Here is a 19208-nt window from a genome sequence, read left to right on the forward strand (position 1 = left end):
AACAATAATGACGTGCAGCAAAACGAGGTCACACTTTCATGGCGAATTTTTTCATCGATCGCCCCATTTTTGCCTGGGTGCTTGCCATCCTGTTGTGTCTAACAGGTGTCCTGGCGATTACGTCACTTCCCGTTGAGCAATACCCCGACCTGGCACCGCCGAACGTGCGCGTCACCGCAAACTACCCCGGCGCATCGGCACAGACGCTGGAAAATACCGTGACGCAGGTTATCGAGCAGAACATGACGGGTCTGGATAACCTGATGTACATGTCCTCGCAAAGCAGCGCCACGGGACAGGCGACGGTGACCCTGAGCTTTAAGGCGGGCACCGACCCGGACGAAGCGGTGCAGCAGGTCCAAAACCAGCTGCAGTCGGCGATGCGCAAGCTGCCCCAGGCGGTGCAAAACCAGGGCGTGACCGTGCGTAAAACCGGCGATACCAACATATTGACCATCGCGTTTGTCTCGACAGATGGCTCGATGGATAAACAGGACATCGCGGACTACGTCGCCAGTAATATTCAGGATCCCATCAGCCGTATCAACGGCGTCGGGGATATCGACGCCTACGGCTCACAGTACTCCATGCGTATCTGGCTCGATCCCAACAAGCTGAACAGCTACCAGATGACGGCAACCGACGTGACGGATGCCATTAAAGCCCAGAACGCCCAGATTGCCGTGGGACAACTGGGGGGAACGCCTTCCGTTGATAAGCAAGCCCTGAACGCCACCATTAATTCGCAATCCCTGCTGCAGACGCCGGACCAGTTCCGCAATATCACCCTGCGCGTGAATCAGGACGGGTCGGAAGTGCGTCTGGGCGATGTCGCCACGGTGGAAATGGGGGCGGAGAAATACGACTACCTGAGCCGCTTTAACGGCAATCAGGCCTCCGGTCTGGGGATTAAGCTGGCCTCCGGCGCGAACGAAATGGCGACGGCAAAACTGGTGTTAGACCGTCTGGACGAGCTGTCGCAGTATTTCCCGCACGGGCTGGAGTACAAAGTCGCCTATGAAACCACCTCCTTCGTTAAAGCGTCGATTGAGGACGTGGTGAAAACCCTGCTGGAAGCCATCGCGCTGGTGTTCCTGGTCATGTACCTGTTCCTGCAAAATTTCCGCGCGACGCTGATCCCCACCATTGCCGTCCCCGTGGTGTTGCTGGGGACCTTTGCGGTGCTTTACGCCTTCGGGTACAGCATTAATACCCTGACGATGTTTGCGATGGTGCTGGCAATCGGCCTTCTGGTGGATGATGCCATCGTGGTGGTTGAAAACGTCGAGCGCATCATGAGCGAAGAAGGGCTCTCTCCGCGCCAGGCGACGCGCAAGTCCATGGGGCAAATTCAGGGGGCGCTGGTCGGGATTGCGATGGTGCTGTCGGCCGTCTTTATCCCAATGGCCTTCTTTGGCGGCACCACCGGGGCGATTTATCGCCAGTTCTCGATCACCATCGTCTCGGCGATGGTGCTCTCCGTGCTGGTCGCGCTGATCCTCACCCCCGCGCTGTGCGCCACCATTCTGAAACCGCTGCACAAAGGGGAGCATCACGGGCAGAAAGGGTTCTTCGGCTGGTTTAACCGGATGTTCAACCGCAACGCCGCGCGCTATGAATCTGCCGTGGGTCGCGTACTGCACCGCAGCCTGCGCTGGATGATGATTTACGTTGTGCTGCTGGGCGGGATGGTGTGGCTGTTCCTGCACCTGCCCACCTCGTTCCTGCCGATGGAAGACCGGGGGATGTTCACCACCTCGGTGCAGCTTCCGAGCGGCGCAACGCAGCAGCAGACGCTTAAAGTGGTGCAGAAAGTGGAGCAGTACTTCTTCACCAAAGAGAAAGATAACGTTGTCTCGGTCTTCTCCACCGTCGGTTCCGGCCCGGGCGGAAACGGGCAGAACGTTGCCCGCATGTTTGTCCGCCTGAAGGACTGGGACGAACGCGATACCCGGACGGGCACCTCGTTTGCCATCATTGAACGTGCGACAAAAGCCTTTGCGCACATCAAAGAAGCGCGCGTCTTTGCCAGCAGCCCACCGGCGATAAGCGGCCTGGGCAGTTCAGCCGGGTTTGATATGGAGCTGCAGGATCACGCCGGTGCGGGCCACACGGCGCTGATGGCGGCACGCGATAAGCTGTTAGCACTGGCAGGCAACGATCCCGGCCTGACCCGCGTTCGCCATAACGGCCTCGACGACAGCCCGCAGCTTCAGGTGGATATCGATCAGCGTAAGGCGCAGGCGCTGGGTGTGTCGATCAACGATATCAACGACACCCTGCAAACGGCGTGGGGGTCGAGCTATGTGAATGACTTTATGGATCGCGGCCGCGTGAAAAAAGTGTATGTCCAGTCCGCCGCGCCGTTCCGCATGCTGCCGGATGATATTAACCGCTGGTTTGTCAGAAATAATGCTGGCGGCATGGTGCCGTTCTCCGCCTTTGCCAGTTCGCACTGGGAGAGCGGATCGCCACGCCTGGAACGCTATAACGGCTACTCTGCGGTTGAAATCGTCGGGGAAGCCGCGCCGGGCGTCAGCACCGGTACCGCCATGGACACCATGGAAAAACTGGTGCAACAGCTGCCCGCCGGTTTTGGTCTCGAGTGGACGGCCATGTCTTACCAGGAGCGTCTCTCAGGGGCGCAGGCCCCCGCCCTTTACGCGCTCTCGCTGCTGGTGGTCTTCCTCTGCCTTGCCGCCCTGTATGAGAGCTGGTCGGTCCCGTTCTCGGTCATGCTGGTCGTGCCCCTTGGGGTTATCGGTGCGCTGCTCGCAACGTGGATGCGCGGCCTGGAGAACGATGTCTACTTCCAGGTGGGCCTGCTCACCGTCATTGGGCTGTCGGCGAAAAACGCCATTCTGATCGTTGAGTTTGCTAACGAGATGAATGCCAAAGGCCACGAGCTGATGGCCGCCACGCTGCACGCCTGCCGTCAGCGCCTGCGTCCGATCCTGATGACCTCGCTGGCGTTTATTTTTGGTGTACTGCCGATGGCGACCAGCACCGGTGCAGGTTCCAGCAGCCAGCATGCCGTCGGCACGGGGGTGATGGGCGGCATGATTTCGGCCACCATCCTGGCCATTTACTTCGTTCCGTTGTTCTTTGTGCTGGTGCGTCGCCGCTTCCCGCTAAAGGAACGTCCTGAGTAAGTGGTTGAAATAAAAAAAGGCGGCTTTATCGGCCGCCTTTTTACTGTGTGATTAATTCACACTATGGTTATTTTACTTATTTTAGTGCTCTTGCAATTCTTACTGAATGTCATTTACGAAGCATGCCTTCGATAAAATCTTTCCAGTTCCCCAGTTCACGTTCAATCATAACAACCTCTCTTATTATTATGCGCATTCTACAAAAACGTACCATCATTGTGAAGACTATTTAACCAATTGCTGTGATTGTACCCTACGTCCTGCGGGGATTTATGATAAATATGAACGGAGAGCCCTCAATTTTTTGTGACGGCCAGCAATATTTTGAAATAACCCTACGAACGGGTGAGTTTTATTTTATTGGCTGAGTTTATTGGATTTTTAAAGTTAATGGACATCTATGCTTAAATGATGAAAGAATATTCAGCGTACAGTTGTGAGTCGAATTAAGAAGACGTATTAATCCAGACAATTCCTGAATGTGTTATATTCCACTTAAGGATATATCTTCGAATTTACTGAACATTTAATTATCAGAACATCAAAAGGATTCACCATGGTTGTGATGTACGGCATTAAAAATTGCGACACCATCAAAAAAGCCCGCCGCTGGCTGGACGCTAACAGCGTGGAGTACCGCTTCCACGATTACCGTGCCGACGGGCTCGATGCAGAATTTCTGCATAGCGCTATTCGCGAACTGGGTTGGGAAGCCCTGCTGAACACCCGCGGCACCACCTGGCGTAAACTGGACGACTCTCTGCGCGCCAGCATCACCGATGCCGACAGCGCGGCAAAACTGATGCTCGAGATGCCGGCAATTATCAAACGCCCATTGCTCTGCGCGCCAGGGCAGCCTATGCTGCTGGGTTTCAGTGAAACCCTTTATTCCGACTTTTTTCGTTGAGGTGTAGTTTATGTCATGCCCGGTCATTGAGCTGACTCAGCAGCTTATTCGCCGTCCTTCCCTTAGCCCGGACGACGCAGGTTGTCAGGCTCTTATGATTGAACGCCTGCGTGCCATCGGTTTTACCGTTGAACGCATGGACTTTGGCGATACCCAGAACTTCTGGGCGTGGCGCGGACAGGGCGAAACGCTGGCCTTCGCCGGGCATACTGACGTCGTTCCCGCCGGTGACGCGGATCGCTGGATTAACCCGCCGTTTGAGCCGACCATTCGCGATGGCATGCTGTTTGGCCGCGGCGCGGCAGACATGAAAGGTTCTCTGGCGGCGATGGTCGTGGCGGCAGAGCGCTTTGTGGCGCAGCATCCGAACCACAAAAACCGTCTCGCGTTTTTGATCACCTCCGACGAAGAAGCCAGCGCGCACAACGGCACCGTGAAGGTCGTCGAAGCGCTGATGGCACGCAACGAGCGTCTCGACTACTGCCTGGTCGGTGAGCCGTCCAGCACCGAAGTGGTGGGTGACGTCGTCAAAAACGGACGCCGTGGCTCGCTGACCTGTAACCTGACCATTCACGGTGTGCAGGGCCACGTCGCTTATCCGCATCTGGCCGATAACCCGGTCCACCGCGCCGCGCCAATGCTGAGCGAACTGGTGGCGATTGAGTGGGATAAGGGCAACGAGTTCTTCCCGCCGACCAGCATGCAGATTGCGAACGTCAAGGCCGGGACCGGCAGCAATAACGTGATCCCGGGGGATTACGTCGTCCAGTTCAACTTCCGCTTCAGCACGGAACTGACCGATGAGATGATCAAGGCGCGCGTTATCGCCCTGCTGGAAAAATATCAGCTGCGCTACACCGTGGAGTGGTGGCTTTCCGGCCAGCCGTTCCTGACGCAGCGCGGCAAACTGGTGGATGCGGTGGTGAACGCCATCGAGCACTATAATGAAATTAAGCCACAGCTGCTGACAACGGGTGGCACCTCAGACGGACGCTTTATCGCCCGCATGGGTGCTCAGGTTGTCGAACTGGGGCCAGTGAACGCAACCATTCATAAAATCAATGAGTGTGTCAATGCGGCAGATTTACAACTGCTGGCCCGTATGTATCAACGTATTATGGAGCAAATCGTCGCCTGACGAACGCTCTGAGAGGAATAGCGAATGGATTGGCTTTCAAAGTACTGGTGGGTTCTGGTGTTGGTTTTTCTGGTCGGCGTACTGCTTAACGTGATTAAAGACCTTAAGCGCGTGGACCATAAAAAATTTCTCGCCAACAAGCCGGATCTTCCCCCGCACCGTGATTTCAACGACAAGTGGGACGATGACGACGACTGGCCGAAGAAAGACCAAAAGAAGTAACCGGTCTGTATCCCCTCTCCTGTGGAGAGGGGATAACCTCACATAAACTCAACAATATCATCGTTATCCGGCTTACCGCCGCTGAGCGCTTCATCAAAGTAGTGCTTCGGTACGGTATAGCGCAGATGGTCAAGCGCAAACTGCATGCTGCGGTCGTCAATGGCGTGGCCCAGATCGTCAACGATATCCAGCGTCACATCCCCACCCTCACGAATCAGCGCTTCCTGGGCAGCAACCGCATGCGAGAGCTCAATCACCCGGTCTTCACCGCCGTGGATTAAGTGGATCGTGGTTTGCGTGGTTGCGCTTGTCGGTAACGTCGCAAAACGGCCGTTAAACGCAATCACCCGTGACACCAGACCCGGATGAGCCTTTACGCTTTCCAGCGACATGATTGACCCCTGCGAGAAGCCAATCAGCGCGGTCGCTTCGGCTCCTACGCCGCTCTGCTGCTGCCAGTAACGGATGACGTCGATAAAGGCCGGCATGATGGCGTCGATACGCGCCTGACGGTTCTCTTCCGTCACGCCCTGAACCGAGAACCACTGGCGCCCGTTCGGGCCGCATGGCTCTACGCCGCCGATGCTGACAATCAGCGCTTCCGGGAAAACGGGCGCAAACCAGCTGCCAATCTGCCCCATATTGACGGCATTATCGCCAACCCCATGAAACAGAAGCAGTAACTGTTTAGCCGGTTTGTCAGGGCTTTGAACAACAAAATGGTCATGTTTCATGGTGGTCTCCTTAATAGATGACCTGGATTCTACGCCTCCCGGCGGGAATGACCATGCCACTTTACTGAAGAAGTCATTGAAAAAATTGCCATTGCAAAATGGCTTCCTTCAACTGCTGGCAGCGGGGATAATCAAGGCTTTCAAGCGCTTGCGCGGTTTCAGAGCGCAGCTTTGCCAGCAACGCTTTTCGCCCGAGCTCATCCGTTTTCCCTGCTAGTTTCCCCCGCAGGGCCGGAAGCGGCATATCAACGGTGAGCAACAACCGCGTCAGCGCAGCAACCGAGGTTGAAAACGCGCGATGGGCAAAAGCAAACCCCGCCAGCTCCCGCCAGTCATCACTATTAAGGGTAGCTTCCCAGCCGTCGTCCACCGGGATCTTTTCACCGTTCCAGGCCGACAGGACGCGCATATCCCGGCATAAACGGTGATGTTCCTGCGCGCACAGCCGACGCCCGGCCTCGCTCAGCGGCAGCAGCGCCATCGCCGTGTAGCAGCCGCTGCTGGCTTCCCGATGGCTCCCCATCCGCACCAGCACAAACCCGCACCGCTGCCAGAAACGCCACAGCTCGTCGGTATAACCAAAACTCACCGACAGATAATCTTCCCCGCTGGCGCTACGGATAAGCCGTTGCCCGATGCCTTCCCGCTGGCGCAGGGGGTGAACCGCAATGCGGCTAACCCGTCGCCCTTTCAGCGTCGCCGCGAGCGGAGAGCCGCCGTGCGCCGCCAGCGACTGCGCCACGAGATTCCCGCGTGGACGCCGGTATCCCGCCCACACGGCGCGGCTAAGCTCCGGTGACAACCCACCCTCTTCCACCAGCCAGAGCGCGCCTGCAATATCAGCCCCCGTCTCTGCAACAGCAAAGTGCTGGCCGGGCGCGTCCATCATCCGGCGTAAATCGAGCGGTGACGTGCGGTAATGAGCAGCACACAGCAGTTCATATACGCTTGCCGCGCGTGCCGGGTCGCTCTCCCACATCCGCGGCGCCAGCGGCGTTATACGAACCTCACCTTCCGGTTTGCGATCGATAAGCGCATCATCAAATAACAGAGCATTTGCCACGAACCGCTCAAGCGGACATCCGGCGGCCCAGCGAATAGGGGTCGATAAGGCATAATGCCGCAGTCCGCTGAAACGGGCGCAAAACTTCAGCAGGAACCCCCTGCCCGTCCCTTCATAACCCTGCACCGTGGTGGTTAATAATACGCGCGAAAAGCGCGTCACCAGCTTCTCCAGCAGCGGGCCCGGGATGGCAGCCGCTTCATCGACAATCAGCCAGTCGGCCTGCAGCGTGGAGGCCAGCAGCGCATCCGGGGCCATAAAGTGGAAATGCTCGCCCGCAAAGCGCGCAATGACATCCGTTGCCCCTTTAGCCGGTGCCGTGACCACCGCACTCCCCTGAATGCTATTGAGCAGCATCCCCGCCAGCGCTGACTTTCCTCGCCCGCGCGGTGCCGTTACGGCAGCGATGCCCGCAGGCATGGTCAGAAGCGCGTCGAGGATCTCCGCCTGCTCGCGCTGCGGTGCGCCGCTGGCAGGCTGCCAGGCGGGTAAATCCGGCGCAACGGGAACGGACAAAGGACGATGCTGTTGCCAGACAATCGCATCCGAATCGGCGGCAAGCGTCCGGCAGAAGTGGTACACAAAGTGTGGAGTGGCGATCGGCTCCGCGCTGTCGCTCCAGCGCAAAGAATCGCTGTCTGGCCTGTCGGCCCAGTCAGCAAGCGGAGGAACCAGCAGCACCAGGAGGCTTCCGGCGCGCAGCGTCCCGCTGAGCGCGGCGAAGGCTGAGACGTCAAACCCGGCGCGCGCGTCAAAAACGGCGTGAAGGTATTCGCGTCCCAGCAGTCCGCTGAGGGTTTTAGAGGGATTGTCATCCAGCCACAGCCAGTCTCCCGGCAGGGTATTACGCAGGTGAGCCGCCTGACATAACGTCCACTGCGGCTCACCGCTGAGCACCACCAGCCGACGATGGCCGGTGCGCTCAAGCTCGCGTATCAGCTGTTCAAACGCCAGCATTACATCGCTTTACCGAAGGTATTACACTGCGCCGGGTCGCCGCTGTCGAAACCGCGTTTAAACCAGCTGTAGCGCTGCTGCGAGGTACCGTGAGTGAAGCTGTCCGGCACGACGCGCCCCTGGCTCTGCTGCTGAAGACGGTCGTCACCGATCGCCTGAGCGGCATTCAGCGCCTCTTCAAGATCGCCGGATTCCAGCACGCCCTGCTGCTGCATGCTGTGGCCCCAGACGCCCGCGAAGCAGTCCGCCTGCAGCTCCATTTTAACGGACAGGCGGTTCACGTCAGCCTGCGAAGCATTTTGCTGCAGCTGGCGCACTTTTGGCTCAATTCCCAGCAGCTTTTGCACGTGATGGCCGACTTCATGCGCGATAACGTAACCCTGGGCAAAATCACCGTCAGCGCCAAGCTTGCGTTTCATGTCATCGTAAAAAGAGAGATCGATATAGACGGTGCCGTCCGCCGGGCAGTAGAACGGCCCCATCACGGACTGTCCGGTGCCGCATCCGGTGCGGGTTGCGCCCCGGTACATCACCAGTTTCGGCTGCTGGTAGGTACGCCCCATCTTCTCAAACAGCTGACCCCATGTGTCTTCCGTTGTGGCGAGGATCACGGAGGTAAATTTGGCCGCTTCATCTTCATTCGGGCTGATGGAGCGCTGAGAATGCTGCTGCTGTTGCAGCGGCTGACCGGTCATTAACCCGGTGAGATCGACGCCGTAATAGCCCGCGACCAGCACCACTATCAGCAGAATGATACCGCCCTTGCCGCTGGGTAACCGGAAGCCCGGTCCGCCCATGGAAGGACCGCCGCCGCCATCACTGCGTCTGTCTTCTACATTGTCACTTTCACGACGCCCTTGCCAGCGCATAACCACCTCGAACTATTCCATTTATAATAGCTATGATCGTAGGCGGTTAACGGCAAGATTACCATAGGAAACAAAGGTAAGACGCCAAAGGATGCGAACATCCTTTGGCAAGTGAGGGAGTTAGTCGAGCTTAACGCCTAAACGGTGAGCAACCGCTTCGTACGCTTCAATCAGGCCACCCAGGCTCTGACGGAAACGGTCTTTGTCCATTTTATCCAGGGTTTCTTTGTCCCACAGGCGGCTACCGTCCGGTGAGAACTCATCGCCCAGCACCACTTCGCCTTTGAACAGACCAAACTCCAGCTTAAAGTCGACGAGGATCAGGCCCGCGTCATCAAACAATTTTTTCAGCACGTCGTTGGCTTTGTAGGTCAGCTCTTTCATGCGCGCCAGGTTCTCTTTGTTCACCCAGCCGAAGGTTTCGCAGTAGGAATCATTGACCATCGGGTCGTGCATGGCATCGTTTTTCAGGAACAGATCGAACAGCGGTGGATTCAGTTCGATACCTTCTTCAATGCCCAGACGCTTCACCAGGGAGCCCGCCGCACGGTTACGAATAACGCACTCAACCGGAACCATATCCAGTTTTTTCACCAGACATTCCGTATCGGACAGCAACGCTTCCATCTGAGTCGGGATACCCGCTTCGGCCAGTTTGGTCATAATGAAGTGGTTGAACTTGTTGTTCACCATACCTTTACGATCGAACTGCTCAATGCGCGCGCCATCCCCTGCTGACGTATCATTGCGGAACTCGAGCACCAACAGATCCGGGTTTTCCGTGCTGTATACGGTCTTCGCTTTGCCACGATACAACTCAGCTTGCTTCTGCATCTTCATTACTCCTGGTGTGATGATTTGTGTTCAAAACTGGGGATATTATGCCACGCACACGTTTGCGTAGCACGAAAATAAAAAGGGCTGGATTCACCAGCCCTCGTATTTATTTGCTGAATGCTGCCTGGAAGACAGCGACCAGCGCATCGTTCTGCGACTGGGTCAGCGTGTGACCTTTTGGATCGATAAACTGCAGGCTACTGCGGTTATCAAGGTCACCGACCTGAATCTTGTAGTCGCCGGAGGCAAGCTGAGGATCTTTCGCGCCCAGTTCCTGCCACGCGCTGTCGGAGAGCGGCTTATAGGTTGCCGTCATGCTGCCGGTTGAGCGGGTGCTGTCGGTCACTTTCATGCCCACTTTTTCCAGCGTCGCTGGCAGACGCTGCCAGGTCTGGTTAAACGGTGCACGCACCACCAGCATTGGCAGGCCGGTATCATCCGCGCCGCTCTGGACATCGAAGGTCACACCGTTGCGGCTCTGCGCGGCGTTGGCAGCATCGGTCGCGTTTTTATCCAGGCCTGCGGCAATCACGTTCAGCATTTCGGTGCTGTAACGCTGCAGGGATGCGGCATCCGCAACCGGTTTACCCGCCTGCTCCAGGTTCAACAGCTTAACGTTAACCGCCTGCTGATAACCCTGCGGTTTAACGGAGACTTGATAACGACCGCGGTACTGCTGGTCTTCATCTAGACGGTTCCATTCGATCCAGTCGGTGGTTAACGTCTGGCTGGCATCATCGCGTTTATCGATGGTGTAGTTCTTCGCCTGAATGACGCTGACAACCTGCGGCCACAGGGTGCTACCGCGCGCGCTCTCAACCATTAGAGACGCCGTATCACCGGTGAACTGGGTACGCGCCCCGCTCACCAGCGCCAGAGGTTGTGCTGGCGGACGAATATCAAGCGCTTTACCGACCAGGCCGCTGCCGTTGGTCACGGGAATATTATAATCGCCGTTCTGAATCGGCAGGATCATACCAGCCGGTGCGTGAAGTTCAGCAAGCGGGGTCGCATCCAGATAGGATTCATCACCGCTCACCTGGCGCTTGTAGCGCGAGTCTGAACTACAGGCAGCGAGCAGCATAACAAGCGAAACACTCGCAACCTTCGCCAGGCGCGACTTCTGTACTGAATAAGCCATCAAATCTCCCTAAACTTTACAGCAAACCGGCATGCTTCAGCGCTGCCCTGACGATATCACGACCGTGGTCGGTAATCGGTGTCATTGGCAGACGCAGCGTGTCGGTTGCTACAAGCCCCAACTCCTTACATGCCCATTTCACTGGGATCGGATTGGGTTCGACAAATAATTTATTGTGCAGCGGCATCAGACGCTGATTTATGACACGCGCTTCATCAAAGTGACCGGCCGCGGCCAGTTTGCACATTTCAGCCATATCGCGCGCCGCAACGTTTGCCGTTACGGAGATCACGCCATGGCCACCGAGCTGCATAAAGTCCAGCGCGGTCGCATCATCACCGCTCAACAGGATAAAGTCGTCTGAAACCAGCTCTTTGATCTGATGAACGCGGCTTAAGTTCCCTGTCGCCTCTTTAATACCGATAATATTTTTGACTTCCGAGAGACGACCAACGGTTTCCGGCAGCATATCGCAACCGGTACGGGACGGCACATTATACAGAATTTGTGGCAAGTCAGTATGTTCAGCGATGGCTTTGAAGTGCTGGAACAAACCTTCCTGAGTAGGACGGTTATAGTAAGGGGTCACCGTCAGACAGCCGACAATGCCGCTGTCGTTAAAACGTTTAGTCAGGCTGATCGCTTCTGCGGTGGCATTCGCGCCTGTGCCCGCGATGACCGGAATACGTCCGTCAGCCAGTTCCAGGGTCAGCATAACCACATCGCCGTGCTCGTCGTGGCTCAGCGTTGCAGATTCACCGGTAGTCCCTACCGAAACGATCGCCGAGGTTCCATTGGCGACATGGTAATCAATCAGCTTCTTCATGCTAGACCGGCAGACGTTACCTTTTTCATCCATCGGTGTTACAAGCGCGACAATACTTCCCGTGAACATGAGCCATCCTCTGTGCGAACAAGAGTCTCAATGGTACGTTTGGAACTGTAATAAAAGCAAGCGACCTGAGGCCCTCAGGCGGTTGTATGCATGTTTTTTTTATGCTTTCCTTAGGAAGACTTAACCATGCAAAGGAAGAACAGGTTTGACAACCTCATCACAACATTACCTGGTTATCACTGCGCTGGGTGCCGACAGGCCGGGTATCGTGAACACCATCACCCGCCACGTAAGCAGTTGCGGCTGTAATATTGAAGACAGCCGTTTGGCCATGCTCGGCGAAGAGTTCACATTCATTATGTTGCTTTCAGGGACATGGAACGCCATCACGTTGATTGAATCGACCCTGCCGCTGAAAGGTGCCGAGCTGGATTTGCTGATCGTCATGAAGCGCACCACCGCGAGACCGCGTCCGGCCATGCCCGCTACCGTCTGGGTGCAGGTTGAAGTGCCTGATTCTCCACATCTGATAGAGCGCTTCACCGCGCTGTTTGACAGCCATCAGATGAACATCGCCGAGCTCGTTTCCCGCACACAGCCGGGCGACGCAAGCACGGTTCCCACGCTCTTTATTCAAATTACCGCGCACAGTCCTGCGTCACAGGATGCGTCAAATATCGAGCAAGCGTTCAAAGCCCTCTGTACAGAATTAAACGCGCAGGGCAGTATAAGCGTCGTAAATTATTCGCAGCACGAACAGGATGGAGTTGAGTAATGAATCCACTGAAAGCCGGTGACATCGCACCGAAATTTAGCTTACCGGATCAAGACGGCGAGCAAGTAAATTTGACCGACTTCCAGGGACAGCGTGTTCTGGTCTATTTCTACCCGAAAGCCATGACCCCCGGCTGCACCGTACAGGCCTGCGGCTTACGCGATAACATGGATGAGTTGAAAAAAGTCGGCGTGGAAGTGCTGGGTATCAGCACCGATAAACCAGAAAAGCTGTCACGATTTGCTGAAAAAGAGCTGCTGAACTTCACGCTGCTTTCTGACGAAGATCATCAGGTATGCGAGCAGTTCGGCGTCTGGGGCGAGAAGACGTTTATGGGTAAAACCTACGACGGTATTCACCGCATCAGCTTCCTGATTGACGCCGACGGTAAAGTTGAACACGTGTTTGACGACTTCAAAACCAGCAACCACCACGACGTGGTGTTGAACTGGCTGAAAGAAAGTGCCTGAAAGTGAGTGTCGGGTGGCGGCTTCGCCTTACCCGACCTACAAGGATAAATAGGCCGGGTAAGCGCAGCGCCACCCGGCAAAACTTACTGCTCTTCTACCGCTGGCACATCCGGCCACGCGTGGACGACCGCTTTAATCAGCGTCGCCAGCGGAATGGCAAAGAACACGCCCCAGAATCCCCACAGCCCGCCGAAAATCACCACCGATAAGATAATCACCAGCGGATGCAGGTTCACCGCTTCGGAGAACAGCACCGGTACAAGCAGGTTACCGTCCAGCCCCTGAATAATCAGATACACCGCGAAGCAGCTCCAGAACTCGGTACCCAGCCCAAACTGGAACAACGCCACGCCAACCACCGGAATGGTCACCACAAACGCGCCGATGTAGGGGATCAAAACCGAAAATCCGACCAGCACGGCCAGCAGCAGCGAGTAGTTCAGGCCGAAAATCAGGAAGCCAATCCAGGTGGCGACCCCCACCACAATCATCTCCAGCACCTTGCCGCGAATGTAGTTGGTGATCTGCTGGTTCATCTCTTCCCAGACCTGCCCCGCCAGCCCGCGGTTGCGCGGCAGAATACGGCGTACGGCGTTGAGCATCTGGTCTTTATCTTTCACCAGGAAGAAGACCATCAGCGGCACCAGCACGAGGTAGACCGCCAGCGTCAGCAGTCCGACCAGGGACGCCAGAGAGTACTTCACCACCGAATCGCCCATCGTCATGATGCGGGCGCGCATGTTTTCGGCCATCGCGTCGATAATCCCGGCATCCATCAGCGCAGGATAACGGCGCGGCAGCGTGGCGGCGAAATCAGAAAGCTTATTCAGCATGCCGGGCATATCGCGGATCAGGTTAATTCCCTGTTGCCAGGCAACCGGCATCACCACAAAGGCCATCAACAGGAGAATGCCGACAAACAGCACCAGCACGATGCTGGTCGCCCAGCGGCGGGAACACCCAATATTCTCCAGGCGCGCCGTTGGCCACTCCAGCAGGTACGCCAGCACAATCGCTACCAGCAGAGGGGCGAGCAGACCGCTGAAGAAGAACAGGATACCGAACCCGGCGACCAGAATAACCAACAAAGCAATGGCTTCCGGGTCGCTGAACCGACGCCGGTACCACTGCATTAACATTTCGAGCATACAACCCTTCCCTGAATCGAATGGCGGGAGTGAGACGGTGAATTGTATCTAACTGTCACAAAAAAGACTTTCGCTTTTTGTATCTCGATCGCAATCCGCAAAAGCCTGATGAATGGGATTTTCTTCATGCTACAACACGGCTACACTCCCAGGGCAGCAGAGATGAACGATATGCCGGTTCATCGGTCAAACTAGCACATCTAACATACAGGACAGTGGTTATGTTCAGGCAGTTGAGAAAAACACTGGTTGCAACACTGATTGCCGCGTTGACGGTCGGTCAGGTGTTGCCCGCTTTTGCTGACTCGTCCGATACATTGCCGGACATGGGCACCACGGCAGGAAGCACGCTCTCTATTGGGCAAGAGATGCAAATGGGCGACTACTATGTCCGCCAGCTGCGCGGCAGCGCCCCGCTGATTAACGACCCTTTGCTGGTACAGTACATAAACGGGCTGGGAATGCGTCTGGTGGCGCACGCCGACTCGGTAAAAACCCCCTTCCATTTCTATTTAATCAATAATGACGAAATCAACGCCTTCGCCTTCTTTGGCGGTAACGTGGTGCTGCATTCAGCGTTATTCCGTTATTCGGACAACGAAAGCCAGCTGGCCTCGGTCATGGCGCACGAAATTTCGCACGTCACCCAGCGGCACCTGGCGCGTGCGATGGAAGACCAGAAACGTAACGCTCCCCTCACCTGGGTGGGCGCACTGGGTTCCATTCTGCTGGCGATGGCCAGCCCGCAGGCCGGGATGGCGGCGCTGACCGGTACGCTGGCCGGGACGCGCCAGGGGATGATCAGCTTTACCCAACAAAACGAGCAGGAAGCGGACCGTATCGGCATTCAGGTGTTACAGCGCTCAGGCTTTGACCCGCAGGCCATGCCGAGCTTCCTCGAAAAACTGCTCGATCAGGCGCGTTATTCTTCCCGCCCACCGGAAATTTTGCTCACGCACCCGCTGCCTGAAAGCCGTCTGTCGGACGCGCGTAACCGTGCCAACCAGATGCGCCCGGTCGTGGTCCAGTCTTCGCAGGATTTCTACATGGCGAAAGTGAGAACGCTGGGGATGTACAATTCCGGGCGTAACCAGCTCACCAGCGACCTGCTGGATGCCCTGGCGAAAGGCAACGTGCGTGAGAAAAACGCCGCGCAGTATGGTCAGGCGCTCCAGGCGATGGAAGCCAGCAAATACGACGAGGCGCGTAAAGCGCTGCAACCGCTTCTGGCTGCCGACCCGAACAACCCGTGGTACCTCGATCTGTCGACGGATATCGATCTGGGGCAGAAGAAGCCTGCCGATGCGATTAACCGCCTGAAAGGGGCGAAAGACGTCCGCACCAACCCGGTGCTGCAGCTTAACCTGGCGAACGCTTACCTGCAGGGCGGCCAGCCGGGTGAAGCGGCGACCATCCTGAACCGTTACACCTTTAACAATAAAGACGATCAAAACGGCTGGGATCTGCTCGCTCAGGCGGAAGCCCAGCTTGGCAACCGCGACCAGGAGCTCGCGGCGCGTGCCGAAGGCTTTGCCCTGGTGGGCCGCCTCGATCAGGCCATTTCCGCGCTCAGCAGCGCCAGCTCGCAGGTCAAACTCGGCAGCCTCCAGCAGGCCCGATACGACGCGCGTATCGATCAGCTTCGCGGCCTGCAGCAGCGCTTCAAGCCGTACGAGAAGATGTAATCAAGGAGAATTCACGTCATGACAGACGCCGTAAAAATTTATCACAACCCGCGCTGCTCCAAGAGCCGCGATACCCTGAGCCTGCTGAAGTCTAACGGCGTGGAGCCGGAGGTGGTGCTGTACCTCGACACCCCACCGGACGCGCAAACCCTCCGCCAGCTGCTGCATATGCTGGGCATGGGCAGTGCACGGGATCTGATGCGCAAGAAAGAAGATCTGTATACGTCGCTTAACCTGAATGACGACCGTCTCTCCGAGGATCGACTGATACAGGCGATGGTTGAAAATCCAAAGCTGATTGAGCGCCCGATTGTGGTGGCGAACGGCCAGGCGCGCATTGGACGCCCGCCGGAAGACGTGCTCGAGATCCTCTGATGGTTTCGCCCGGTGGCGCTGCGCTTACCAGGCCTACGGGTGCCATATGTAGGCCGGGTAAGGCGCAGCCGGCACCCGGCACAACTCCGGCACAACTATAGCTTCAGAATATCTTTCACAAACGGAATGGTCAGCTTGCGCTGGGCGGTAATCGAGGCGCGATCGAGCTGATCCAGCGTGTCGAACAGCGTGCGCATTTCGCGGTCCAGCCGCTTCAGCAGGAAACGGCCCACGTCTTCCGGCAGCTCAAACCCACGCTGCTTTGCACGCAGCTGTAGCGCCTGAAGCTTATCTTCATCCGACAGCGGCTGGAGCTTGTAGATTTGTCCCCAGTCCAGGCGAGACGCCAGATCCGGCAGGCCCAGATTCAGCTGTCGAGGTGGGCGATCGCCGGTGATCAGCAGCCGGGTTTTGCCCGATTCCAGAATGCGGTTGTAGAGGTTAAAGATCGCCATTTCCCACGGCTCATCCCCCGCCACGCATTCGATGTTATCGATGCAGACCAGGGAGAGATGTTCCATCCCCTCCAGCACGTCAGGGACAAACCAGGTTCGTTTATCCAGCGGCACGTAGCCTACCGCATCACCGCGCGCAGAAAGCTCCGCACAGGCGGCATGCAGCAGATGGCTGCGCCCCGCACCTTCGCGTGACCAGATATAGATGTATCCGCTGTGTTCCTGACGCAGCACGTTTTGCAGTGCAGCCAGTAAAGAGGGGTTATCACCCGGCCAGAAACTTGCAAACGTTTCGTCGTCAGGGAGATAGAGTGGCAGAGAGAGCTGTGCCGGTCCGTTCAGAAGTACCTCAACCAGATCTGACATAAAATCGGCATGGAGTTTAACACGGAACCTGCAAGGAGAGAACCGGGCGGATCGTCCGCCCGGTTAAAGGATCACTGTGACGCTTTTTCGCTTTCGTCAGCATCCAGCACCAACTCTTCCGGGCGGATCACGGAGATCAGCTTGAAAATGAGGCTCAGGCCCACGCCGACGATGGTCGCCAGCGCCATGCCTTTCAGCTCGGCCGCCCCGATGTGCACCTTCGCGCCGCTCACGCCGATAATCAGGATCACCGACGTCAGGATCAGGTTCTGCGCTTTGCTGTAATCCACTTTGGATTCAATCAGCACGCGAATACCGGAGGCACCGATGACCCCGTACAGCAGCAGAGACACGCCGCCCATCACCGGCACCGGGATGATCTGAATCGCTGCCGCCAGCTTGCCGACGCAGGAGAGCAGAATGGCGATGATCGCCGCGCCGCCGATAACCCAGGTACTATAGACGCGGGTAATCGCCATCACGCCAATATTTTCACCGTAGGTGGTGTTTGGCGTAGATCCAAAGAAACCGGAAATGATGGTGGAGAAACCGTTCGCAAACATGGAACGGTGCAGGCCCGGGTCGCGGATCAGGTCACGTTTGACAATGTTTGCCGTCACCACCAGGTGGCCGACGTGCTCTGCAATCACCACCAGCGCCGCAGGCAGAATGGTGAAAATCGCAAACCATTCGAAGCGCGGCGTATAGAAGGTAGGCAGCGCGAACCAGTGCGCCTGCGCGATCGGGGTGGTATCCACCACGCCCATCATAAAGGAGAGCGCATAGCCCGCCAGCACGCCGATCAGGATCGGGATAATCGCCATAAAGCCGCGGAACAGCACGGAACCAAAGACCGTTACGCCCAGGGTCACCAGCGAGATGATAATGGTTTTGGAATCCGGCGACTGACCGTCTGCTGGCAGCAGGCCGGCCATGTTCGCCGCCACGCCCGCCAGCTCAAGACCGATGACGGCCACGATGGCGCCCATCGCCGCAGGGGGGAACATCACGTCCAGCCAGCCGGTACCGGCTTTCTTCACGATGAAGGAGACCAGGCAGAACAGCACGCCACACATGATAAAGCCGCCCAGCGCGACCTCATAACCCAGCGGCAGCAACAATAACACCGGAGAGATAAAGGCGAAGCTCGACCCGAGATACGCCGGGATTTTGCCTTTACAGATAAAGAGGTACAGCAGCGTACCAATGCCGTTGAACAGCAGCACGGTTGCAGGGTTAATGTGGAACAGGATTGGCACCAGCACGGTTGCGCCAAACATGGCGAACAGGTGCTGCAAACTAAGCGGGATAGTCTGTAAAAGCGGCGGTCTTTCACTCACCCCGATAGCACGGCGCGTCATAGTGTTTTCCTCTGAGTAGTATCGTTGTTGGTGTTTTATTCAAAAAAAAGCCGACTATCAAAGTCGGCTTATTTATCGTTATTCGATTATTTCGTACCAAAGATCTTATCGCCGGCATCGCCGAGCCCCGGGATGATGTACCCGTGCTCGTTCAGGCCCTGGTCGATAGAGGCGGTATACAGCTCAACGTCCGGGTGCGCTTTTTCCAGTGCCGCGATCCCTTCCGGTGCCGCAACCAGCACCAGCACTTTAATGCTGCTGCAGCCCGCTTTTTTCAGCAGGTCGATAGTGGCAATCATTGAACCGCCGGTTGCCAGCATCGGGTCAACCACCAGCGCCATACGCTCGTCGATGTTGGACACCAGCTTCTGGAAGTAAGGAACCGGCTCGAGGGTTTCTTCGTTACGGTAGATCCCCACCACGCTGATGCGCGCGCTTGGCACATGCTCCAGCACGCCTTCCATCATGCCGAGACCGGCACGCAGGATTGGCACAACGGTAATTTTCTTACCTTTGATCTGCTCAACCTGCACCGGGCCGTTCCAGCCTTCGATGGTGACTTTTTCTGTCTCCAGATCGGAGGTCGCTTCGTAAGTCAGCAGGCTGCCGACTTCAGAGGCCAGTTCGCGAAAACGCTTCGTGCTGATGTCATGCTCACGCATCAGGCCCAACTTGTGTTTAACGAGTGGGTGTTTCACTTCCACAATCTTCATTCTCT

The 19208-nt window shown here is 56.8% G+C and carries 19 protein-coding genes; 8 read left to right on the forward strand and 11 right to left on the reverse strand.

Annotation, left to right across the window (positions count from 1 at the left end; translation table 11 throughout):
* The first annotated feature begins 38 nt into the window (after positions 1-38).
* Positions 39-3152, forward strand: coding sequence for a multidrug efflux RND transporter permease AcrD (gene acrD / locus B498_RS09720; RefSeq protein ID WP_008501624.1), 3114 nt, complete (start codon positions 39-41; stop codon positions 3150-3152).
* A 109-nt stretch (positions 3153-3261) separates the two neighbouring features.
* Here the strand turns inward: acrD and ypfM are convergent, their stop codons facing one another.
* On the reverse strand, positions 3262-3321 hold the full coding sequence (gene ypfM, locus B498_RS23150) for a protein YpfM (protein ID WP_015572204.1): 60 nt from the start codon (positions 3319-3321) through the stop codon (positions 3262-3264).
* 387 nt (positions 3322-3708) lie between these two features.
* Between ypfM and B498_RS09715 the strand changes: the two genes are divergently transcribed.
* The 3 genes from B498_RS09715 to B498_RS09705 are packed head-to-tail and all read left to right on the forward strand — an operon-like array spanning position 3709 to position 5419.
* Positions 3709-4059, forward strand: a complete 351-nt coding sequence (locus B498_RS09715; protein WP_008501625.1) for an ArsC family reductase — start codon at positions 3709-3711, stop codon at positions 4057-4059.
* Positions 4060-4069: 10 nt separating this feature from the next.
* A complete protein-coding gene (dapE, locus tag B498_RS09710; RefSeq protein WP_008501626.1) occupies positions 4070-5197 on the forward strand; it encodes a succinyl-diaminopimelate desuccinylase in 1128 nt (375 codons plus the stop codon).
* A 24-nt stretch (positions 5198-5221) separates the two neighbouring features.
* The gene (locus tag B498_RS09705) at positions 5222-5419 is read left to right on the forward strand and encodes a YpfN family protein (protein WP_008501627.1); all 198 of its coding nucleotides are present in this window, start codon (positions 5222-5224) and stop codon (positions 5417-5419) included.
* Positions 5420-5457: 38 nt separating this feature from the next.
* On the opposite strand, the gene ypfH is transcribed toward B498_RS09705, so the two are convergent.
* The 6 genes from ypfH to dapA all read right to left on the reverse strand — a co-directional run bounded on the left by ypfH (position 5458) and on the right by dapA (position 11915).
* Entirely contained in the window at positions 5458-6153 is a 696-nt protein-coding gene (ypfH, locus tag B498_RS09700; RefSeq protein ID WP_008501628.1) for an esterase, read from the reverse strand.
* 73 nt (positions 6154-6226) lie between these two features.
* Positions 6227-8173, reverse strand: a complete 1947-nt coding sequence (locus B498_RS09695; RefSeq protein ID WP_008501629.1) for a tRNA(Met) cytidine acetyltransferase TmcA — start codon at positions 8171-8173, stop codon at positions 6227-6229.
* On the reverse strand, positions 8173-9042 hold the full coding sequence (locus tag B498_RS09690) for a neutral zinc metallopeptidase (protein WP_008501630.1): 870 nt from the start codon (positions 9040-9042) through the stop codon (positions 8173-8175). Before B498_RS09690 ends, B498_RS09695 begins: the two co-directional genes overlap by 1 nt.
* Positions 9043-9162: 120 nt before the next feature.
* Positions 9163-9876 carry a phosphoribosylaminoimidazolesuccinocarboxamide synthase gene (gene purC, locus B498_RS09685; RefSeq protein WP_008501631.1) on the reverse strand — a complete coding sequence of 238 codons (714 nt, stop codon included), beginning with the start codon at positions 9874-9876 and terminating at the stop codon, positions 9163-9165.
* Between the two features lie 109 nt (positions 9877-9985).
* Positions 9986-11020, reverse strand: a complete 1035-nt coding sequence (gene bamC / locus B498_RS09680; protein ID WP_008501632.1) for an outer membrane protein assembly factor BamC — start codon at positions 11018-11020, stop codon at positions 9986-9988.
* 16 nt (positions 11021-11036) lie between these two features.
* On the reverse strand, positions 11037-11915 hold the full coding sequence (gene dapA, locus B498_RS09675) for a 4-hydroxy-tetrahydrodipicolinate synthase (protein ID WP_008501633.1): 879 nt from the start codon (positions 11913-11915) through the stop codon (positions 11037-11039).
* A gap of 145 nt (positions 11916-12060) precedes the next feature.
* Here dapA and B498_RS09670 point away from each other — a divergent pair, with 145 nt between their 5' ends.
* Both B498_RS09670 and bcp read left to right on the forward strand, forming a co-directional pair.
* Positions 12061-12630, forward strand: a complete 570-nt coding sequence (locus B498_RS09670) for a glycine cleavage system transcriptional repressor (protein ID WP_008501634.1) — start codon at positions 12061-12063, stop codon at positions 12628-12630.
* Positions 12630-13100, forward strand: a complete 471-nt coding sequence (gene bcp, locus B498_RS09665) for a thioredoxin-dependent thiol peroxidase (protein WP_008501635.1) — start codon at positions 12630-12632, stop codon at positions 13098-13100. Before B498_RS09670 ends, bcp begins: the two co-directional genes overlap by 1 nt.
* Positions 13101-13183: 83 nt before the next feature.
* Here the strand turns inward: bcp and B498_RS09660 are convergent, their stop codons facing one another.
* Positions 13184-14248, reverse strand: coding sequence for an AI-2E family transporter (locus tag B498_RS09660; protein ID WP_008501636.1), 1065 nt, complete (start codon positions 14246-14248; stop codon positions 13184-13186).
* A 221-nt stretch (positions 14249-14469) separates the two neighbouring features.
* Between B498_RS09660 and bepA the strand changes: the two genes are divergently transcribed.
* Together bepA and arsC are read left to right on the forward strand one after the other, a co-directional pair.
* Positions 14470-15933 carry a beta-barrel assembly-enhancing protease gene (gene bepA / locus B498_RS09655; RefSeq protein ID WP_008501637.1) on the forward strand — a complete coding sequence of 488 codons (1464 nt, stop codon included), beginning with the start codon at positions 14470-14472 and terminating at the stop codon, positions 15931-15933.
* Between the two features lie 18 nt (positions 15934-15951).
* Positions 15952-16308 carry an arsenate reductase (glutaredoxin) gene (gene arsC, locus B498_RS09650; protein WP_008501638.1) on the forward strand — a complete coding sequence of 119 codons (357 nt, stop codon included), beginning with the start codon at positions 15952-15954 and terminating at the stop codon, positions 16306-16308.
* Between the two features lie 95 nt (positions 16309-16403).
* On the opposite strand, the gene B498_RS09645 is transcribed toward arsC, so the two are convergent.
* The 3 genes from B498_RS09645 to upp form a co-directional block, all read right to left on the reverse strand.
* Complete coding sequence (locus B498_RS09645; RefSeq protein ID WP_213014348.1) at positions 16404-17105, reverse strand: DnaA inactivator Hda; 702 nt, start codon at positions 17103-17105, stop codon at positions 16404-16406.
* Positions 17106-17200: 95 nt separating this feature from the next.
* Positions 17201-18490, reverse strand: a complete 1290-nt coding sequence (gene uraA, locus B498_RS09640) for a uracil permease (RefSeq protein ID WP_008501640.1) — start codon at positions 18488-18490, stop codon at positions 17201-17203.
* A gap of 86 nt (positions 18491-18576) precedes the next feature.
* The gene (upp, locus tag B498_RS09635) at positions 18577-19203 is read right to left on the reverse strand and encodes a uracil phosphoribosyltransferase (protein WP_008501641.1); all 627 of its coding nucleotides are present in this window, start codon (positions 19201-19203) and stop codon (positions 18577-18579) included.
* Positions 19204-19208: the final 5 nt, after the last annotated feature.

This window comes from Enterobacter sp. SST3 (assembly GCF_000286655.1).
In the GTDB taxonomy this organism is placed as follows: Bacteria; Pseudomonadota; Gammaproteobacteria; order Enterobacterales; family Enterobacteriaceae; genus Enterobacter; species Enterobacter roggenkampii.